The following is a 7,090-nucleotide window of genomic DNA, read 5'->3' as shown; positions in this document are numbered from 1 at the left end:
CCGGCTGCACCAGTGTCACCTTTGTCGCCTTTAGGACCGGCAGGACCAGTATCGCCTTTAGGACCAGCAGGACCGGTATCGCCTTTTTCGCCTTTAGCACCGGTAGCACCAGTATCGCCTTTAGCACCAGTTGCACCAGTATCGCCTTTTTCGCCTTTAGGACCAGTTGCGCCGGAAGCACCAGTAGAACCACCACCAATTACGCTCAGGGTATATTCGTTAGTGCCGTTTGAGGTCATTGTCAAACCGTTACCGGCGATCAGTTTCAGAGTGTTATTGGCATTTGATTTAGGATCGTATTTGTATGTACCTTCAGCTGGTGAGCTACCGCTGCCATTGTGGCCTGTGAATACAAACGGATTCAGGTTTTCGATGCGGTTTGCTACGGCAAACAATTGAGAGCCGTTGATTGCATCGGTAGAAGTTGCATTGATACGACCTGCAGCAACGTTTTGAATTTGACGTTCGTTACCTGCAGAGCCTACAGACAATACTGCGCCGTTATTTAAAGCGCTGGTTGCGCCTGCGAAGCCGCCGTAAGTGTAGTTGCCAACAGTAGCGCTGTTAGTAGGTGCGAATGCGCTGGTTGTAGAGCCGTTACCCAGGGCTACGCTGTTTTCAATAGTAGATTTAGCTTCAGTACCCAAAGCCAAAGTGTTTTTAGCTGTTGCTTGAGCACCGTTACCCAGAGCAGTTGCATAATTACCACCATTGGCTTTAGCACCACGACCCAATGCAATCGCTTGTTCAGAAGCAGCGTTACTTTGTACGCCCAAAGCTACTGAGTATTTGCCAGTCGCTGTAGCAGCAGGACCGAATGCAGCAGCAGAAGTACCGTCAGCTACGGAACCACGACCGATTGCTACGTCAGAACCTTGTTTCGCTTGAGCGTCGCCACCCAATGCTACTGCGCCGTTTGCCAGAGCTTTAGAGCGCTCACCGATAGCTGTTGCCACGATACCGGTTGCTTGAGATTCAGTACCGATTGCCATTGCTGAGCCAGCTTTGTTTATTGCACCATCACCATCAGCGCCAGTAGAAGTACCATCAGCTGTAGCAGCATGACCTACGGCAACGTCAGCAGTTTGTTTGGCATTTGATTTAGAACCTACTGCAATAGAGTTATTACCCTCTGCTTTTGCACCTTCAGTTGCAGTCATTGAACCACCGACAGCAACAGAGTTAGTACCAGCAGCATTAGCTGCTGTACCACCAGCAAAAGAGGCTGTACCGGTTGCTTTTGAGGCTGCACCAACCGCAGTAGCGCGTTCAGCTGAAGCAGCAGAATAACCACCCAATGCAGTTGCCGCACGAGCAGAAGCATTAGATTGAACACCAACCGCAACGGCATTATCAACACTTGCAGCAGCGCTCTTACCTGTCGCAACAGTATTCGCTGCAGAAGCGTTTGCCAAATAACCAACAGCTACTGCGGCTGTACCACTAAATTTACCCTTATCATTTAAGGTCGAACCACCAGCTTTTGCTTCTTGACCAAGAGCAACTGAGGAATCTGCACTAGCGTTAGAGTATGAACCGATGCCAACAGATTGAACACCAATGGCTTTTGCCTCTGTAGCCATAGCAAGCGCGTGGTCTTTGCTTGCCACAGTATCTTTACCGACAGCAATAGCATTGGTCCAAACACCAGAAGCATTATTACCAATCGCAATAGAATCTTGATGCGTTGCATTTGCATGAGTACCAACCGCAACGGCAGCTGCACCAGCATTGGCATTATCACCAACTGCGGTAGCAAATTGACCCGTCGCATTTGCACGGTTACCGAATGCACTTGCAGAGTCCAAAGTTGCAGTTGCGCGGTTACCTACAGCTGTTGTACGAATTTGCGTTGCTTGGGCTACGTTACCGATTGCAACAGAAGCTTCGCCACTTGCAACGGAGCTTACACCCATTGCAGTCGATGCGCCGCCGGTTGCGATATTGTTATTACCCACAGCCAATGCTGCGTTTGCGGTCGCAGTATTGTTAGCGCCGTAAGCGATAGTGCCATCTTGGCCGCTGGCAGTATTTTGATAACCCACTACAACAGAGTTGACACCAACGTTTTTGTTAGAACCGTTGTAAGTACCATTAGGAGTAATGTTTACTGCACTACCTCCCAATTGTACATCGGCCTCTGCTCCGCTAGATGCCATCAAAGCACCTGCTGCAACCACTGCAGCAGCTACGGCTTTACGCTTATCGGAAGCGGATTTTTTGCCGTGTGCATGGCTGATTTCGGAAACCGCGGTCCATGTCTGGGTCGCGTGGTTCCAAATGACTTTAAAGACTTTATTCATATCGATTTTCCTGTAAGGGGTTTGATTTCTTTTGGGACGTGTTGCTCGGCTGTAAACCGCCTGTCCACACATTTGCCGCATTTCAGAGTTTCCCCTTTATGCGGTTTCATGCCGTAATCTCGTGTATGCAATTCCCGTGCCAAAAGTCTCCACTCGGCCGAATAGCAGCTAAAAGCCTGTTTTATGGGATTTTATGCTGATACATTTTGGGAAGCTTGTGAAGTTTGGGAAACGATGTGCCGTTTTTTGTCAGCTTGTTTCTTAACAAGTCACTTTTTGTCAGCTTCTATCAATGCATTCGGAATCCTTGTCCAAATTTTATATGCGTTTGGTTTCGTAAATCAACTCTTCCGATAAAGTGTTACTTTTTCGGACTCAACGGTCATGCCCGTTAAATTTACTTGTTGCTTTTTTTAAACGGTTTTTCTAGCTATTTGATTTTACTTTTTTATTCTCAAACAATAATGATTACTGAATAATATATGATTTAAATAGTTTCTTTAGTGATAGATTTAAATATGGGCTTTTATTTAGAGAATTAATGAAATTTGTATTGAAGATCAGTTTGAAACGTGTAAAGGGTTTGTATGGCCTGTTTTCAGACGGCCTTTTACGTTTTCTAACATATAAATAATGAACAAATGATACGAATTTATGCGCTATTACGCCGATGGACAGCGTTAAAAAGGCAAGTGTAAAACTTGCCTTTACGTTTGGGATTTGTTTGTTCTCTATTGTAGAAAACCGTGTTGTTTTTCAGACGGCCTTACCAACGGAATGTTTGGGTCACGCCTGCGGAAGCGCCGTTGTTGCCGGCATAGCCGTAGCCGCCGGTATGGCTGGAGGCACAGGCGGTGAGTGTGGCGAGGGTGAGGATGAGGAGGATGTGTTTCATGTTTCTTGCTCTGAGTGGGTTGGTTTGAGACTTGGGGTGTTGTATTGCCGTATTAATCGGGCTGGCTGGAGCTTGGTTGCTTTGTCCTGATTTACAGTTAGACCGCTAAATCGTTTTATGATTGAAGAAGGCCGTCTGAAACGGGTTTCATGATATTGAAACTTTGTTTTCAGACGGCCTTTATTTTATATCAGCTTATCAGTGGCGGAAATGGCGGATGCCGGTTACAACCATGGCGATGCCGTGTTCGTCCGCTGCGTCAAAGACTTCTTGGTCGCGCATGGAGCCTGCCGGATGGATGATGGCTTTGATGCCCTGCTCGGCAATGACATCTACGCCGTCGCGGAATGGGAAGAAGGCATCGGAAGCGGCACATGCGCCGTTGAGGTCGAGATTGGCATCTTGCGCTTTGCGGGCGGCGATGCGAGTGCTGTCCACGCGGCTCATTTGGCCTGCGCCGATGCCGTAGGTTTGACCGCCTTTGCCGAAGACGATGGCGTTGGATTTGACGTATTTTGCGACGTTCCAAACAAACATCAGGTCGTTCCATTCTTGCTCGGTCGGTTGGCGTTTGGAGACAACTTTCAAATCGGCGCGGTTGAGGCGGTGGATGTCGGGGGTTTGTACCAACAGTCCGCCGCCGACGCGTTTGAGTTCGAAGCGGTTGGCACCTGCTTCAAGCGGCACTTCCAATACGCGCACGTTTTTCTTGGCGGCGGCGATTTCGAGGGCTTCGGCGGTAAACTTCGGCGCCATGAGGACTTCCATAAATTGGTTGTCGGTAATTTGTTTGACGGTTTCGCCGTCCACTTCGCGGTTGAAGGCGATGATGCCGCCGAATGCGCTGGTGGTGTCGGTAGCGTAGGCGAGTTTGTAGGCATCCAAGGTATTGGAGGCGATGGCTACGCCGCACGGATTGGCGTGTTTCACGATCACGCAGGCCGGCGCATCAAAGGATTTGACGGCTTCCCAGGCGGCATCGGCATCGGCGATGTTGTTGTAAGACAATTCTTTGCCTTGCAGCTGTTTGTAGGCGGAAAGGCTGCCTGCGGCGGGGTAAATATCGCGGTAGAACGCAGCGCGTTGGTGCGGATTTTCGCCGTAGCGCATGTCTTGCACTTTAATCCAGCTTTGGTTGAACTGGCTTGGGAATTCGCCGATTTGGGGCTGGCCGCTCAAGACGTCGTCTGAAAGCGAGGTCAGGTAGTTGGAAATCATGCCGTCGTATTGGGCGGTATGGCTGAATGCTTTGCGTGAGAGGTTGAAACGGGTTTTGTCGCTCAATGCGCCGTTGTTGGTTTCGAGTTCGGCGGCGATGGCCGGGAAATCGGCGGTATCGGTAACGATGGCGACGTGTTTCCAGTTTTTCGCGGCAGAACGCACCATGGTCGGGCCACCGATGTCGATGTTTTCAATCGCGTCTTCCAGTGTGCAGTTTGGTTTGGCGATGGTGGCGGCGAAGGGGTAGAGGTTGACGCACACGAGGTCGATATTGCCGATGCTGTATTCTTCCATTTTGGCGACGTGTTCGTCCAAATCGCGACGGCCGAGGATGCCGCCGTGGATTTTCGGATGCAGGGTTTTCACGCGGCCGTCGAGCATTTCGGGAAAACCGGTATAGTCGGCAACTTCGATAACGGGAACGCCTGCATCAGCCAAAAGTTTTGCTGTACCGCCGGTAGAGAGGATTTCAACACCGAGCTTGGTCAGGGTTTGGGCAAATTCGACTGCGCCTGTCTTGTCGGATAGGCTGATCAGGGCGCGTTTGATGGAAGACATTTGGATTTCCTTTGTTGAAGGTTTAATCGATACACGCTGCTAGCGCAAAAATGAAACAAAATTTGATGAGATGTTTAGCTCCGATGGCGTTCTCTTCGGCAATTCAATAAATTTACGCCTTACGGCAAGCCATATCTTGTTTATCGCCCTGCATACGGACGCTTAGGCTGTCATTCCCGATTTTTTTAATCTGCATTTGCAATTTATCTGATTTACCAATGTTGTTTCTCATCTGGGCAAACATTTCCTTATCCACTTCACGCCATGGGATGGTGCGAATTTTAGCTATGCTATGTTGTCTTTGAACATCGGTGGTTTTAATATTCAAACCAATTTTTCCTCCGTTCACCGTCCAAGTACCGTCTGCAAACACCCGATAAACTAAGGTTTCATCATCAGGTGAAGGAAAATTTGCATCCACAATCGCGCTTACTTTTTGCTCACTGCCAAAAGTAAACGTCCTCAGGGTTCCATTATCATCAGCGCACTGCCATTTACCGAGTAGTTGCGCTTCCTTAACAACAGGTTTTGCCAACACAGGCGTAGCAGCAAAGGCAGCAAGAAGAAAAATCAGGTGTTTTTTTTGCATAACAGTTTCTTTCTATAAAATCGGGAGTGAATAAGCTACTTTCTTAGTTTTCCAACTGCCTTATACAAGTTTGAAGACACTGGCAATAAGTTCGACAGAATACATCTTCATCTTTGCAAAACATTATAGGATGAATTTTCAGGGCGGTATTATCCCCCAGTTTCGCATTTTTGGCAGTAGGTTTTTGCAAATATTGTTAACAATTTTATTGTAAAAGGCCGTCTGAAACTTGGTTTCAGACGGCCTGATGCTTTTGACTATTTAAATCCCATTTTCTTTGCCACCCATACTGCGCCTGCCATGCCTGTGCATAATGGCATGAGTAAGGCAACGGGGGCGTAGGTTAGCTCCAAAATAAAGGCTATGGCTGTCAGGGGCATTTTGAGGGAAACGCCGAGGAAAACGGCGGCGCCGACAACGGCCGCGCTTTCAGAGGACATTTCTGGGAAAACGCTGTTCCACGCGGCGGCAGCGGCAAAGGCGATGGTACTGCCGAGCATCATGGACGGGGTAATCAGGCCGCCGTATGCGCCGACGGCAAGTGCCATTAAGACGACCAGCCATTTGACGGCAGTCAGCTCAAGGCTGTGTTGCCAGTCGGTCAAGCCGCCAAAGGTCAGTTGGTTGCCTGCTTTGCCGTTGCCCAAAATTTCTGGAAACCAAACGGCAATCACGCCGATGAGTGCAAACATACAGACGGCCAAAGGAATGATTTTGATATTGTCGCGCTTGATGAAGGGGAACTTTTGGGCGGTACGCTGGAAAAAGACGGCGGTTGCGCCCAGTATCGGGCCGATGATGGCGGAAAACCAAAGTAATGATGTATTGATGGAAAGGTTGGCCGGATGATATTGCTGTACGTCGCCTAAGCCGATGCGCGCGACGGCGGTGGCGATGACTGAAGTCAGCAATGCGGCGGCGACGGCTTGCTGCGTCCACAGGCCCAGCATGGCTTCGAGGATGAAAAGTGTGGAGGCGAACGGCACGTTATACACGGCCGCCAAACCTGCACCCGAGGCGCAAGCAATGACCAGCCTTGCGTCGTCTTCGCTCAACCCGAAACGGTTGACACCGACTGAAGCGAAAGCGGCAGTCATTTCACGCGGCGCAACTTCACGGCCGAGCGGCGAGCCAAGCCCGACGGTAATGATTTGCAACAGGGCATGGCTGACGGTTTCAAAAAACGGAAAACCGGCAAGCGGATTTTTAACCACGGCTTTAATGCTCGGTTGCGGCCTGCCGTAGCGTTTGAGCAACCACCACCCCAAACCGACCACCGTGCCACAAAAAGCCATCACGCCGATACGCCGCGCAGGACTTGCCTGCGATACGCCCTCCCGGAAAGAAACGTATAGGCCGTCTGAACCGTAACCATAGGCAAAATGTTGAATCGTATGCATGATTTCGGTTAATACAATGCCGACCATGCCGCCGATAATGCCGGTAATGATGAGGGCGGCCCAAAGTTTATGCGTTTCTTTCACGGGATTTGACTTGAGGTAGTAATGGTTTGATAAAAGCGTT

General features: G+C 49.5%; 5 protein-coding genes. All 5 read right to left on the bottom strand.

Going from position 1 to position 7,090, the window contains the following annotated elements; genetic code table 11:
* Window positions 1-2,303, bottom strand: a 2,303-nt coding sequence (locus tag HMPREF2700_RS01350) for an ESPR-type extended signal peptide-containing protein (protein ID WP_283129660.1), incomplete at its 3' end; no start/stop codon positions are given.
* A 766-nt stretch (window positions 2,304-3,069) separates the two neighbouring features.
* Window positions 3,070-3,198 carry a hypothetical protein gene (locus tag HMPREF2700_RS11980; RefSeq protein ID WP_256388401.1) on the bottom strand — a complete coding sequence of 43 codons (129 nt, stop codon included), beginning with the start codon at window positions 3,196-3,198 and terminating at the stop codon, window positions 3,070-3,072.
* 198 nt (window positions 3,199-3,396) lie between these two features.
* A complete protein-coding gene (purH, locus tag HMPREF2700_RS01345) occupies window positions 3,397-4,977 on the bottom strand; it encodes a bifunctional phosphoribosylaminoimidazolecarboxamide formyltransferase/IMP cyclohydrolase (RefSeq protein ID WP_070589418.1) in 1,581 nt (526 codons plus the stop codon).
* 112 nt (window positions 4,978-5,089) lie between these two features.
* Window positions 5,090-5,566, bottom strand: coding sequence for a hypothetical protein (locus HMPREF2700_RS01340; protein ID WP_070589416.1), 477 nt, complete (start codon window positions 5,564-5,566; stop codon window positions 5,090-5,092).
* A 257-nt stretch (window positions 5,567-5,823) separates the two neighbouring features.
* The gene (locus HMPREF2700_RS01335) at window positions 5,824-6,993 is read right to left on the bottom strand and encodes a chloride channel protein (protein ID WP_070589430.1); all 1,170 of its coding nucleotides are present in this window, start codon (window positions 6,991-6,993) and stop codon (window positions 5,824-5,826) included.
* Between the last annotated feature and the right edge of the window lie 97 nt (window positions 6,994-7,090).

It is taken from the genome of Neisseria sp. HMSC068C04 (assembly GCF_001810105.1).
GTDB classification, from domain to species: domain Bacteria; phylum Pseudomonadota; class Gammaproteobacteria; order Burkholderiales; family Neisseriaceae; genus Neisseria; species Neisseria flavescens_B.
Note: the sequence above shows the minus strand (reverse complement) of the source record. Positions and strands in the feature narration are given on the sequence as shown.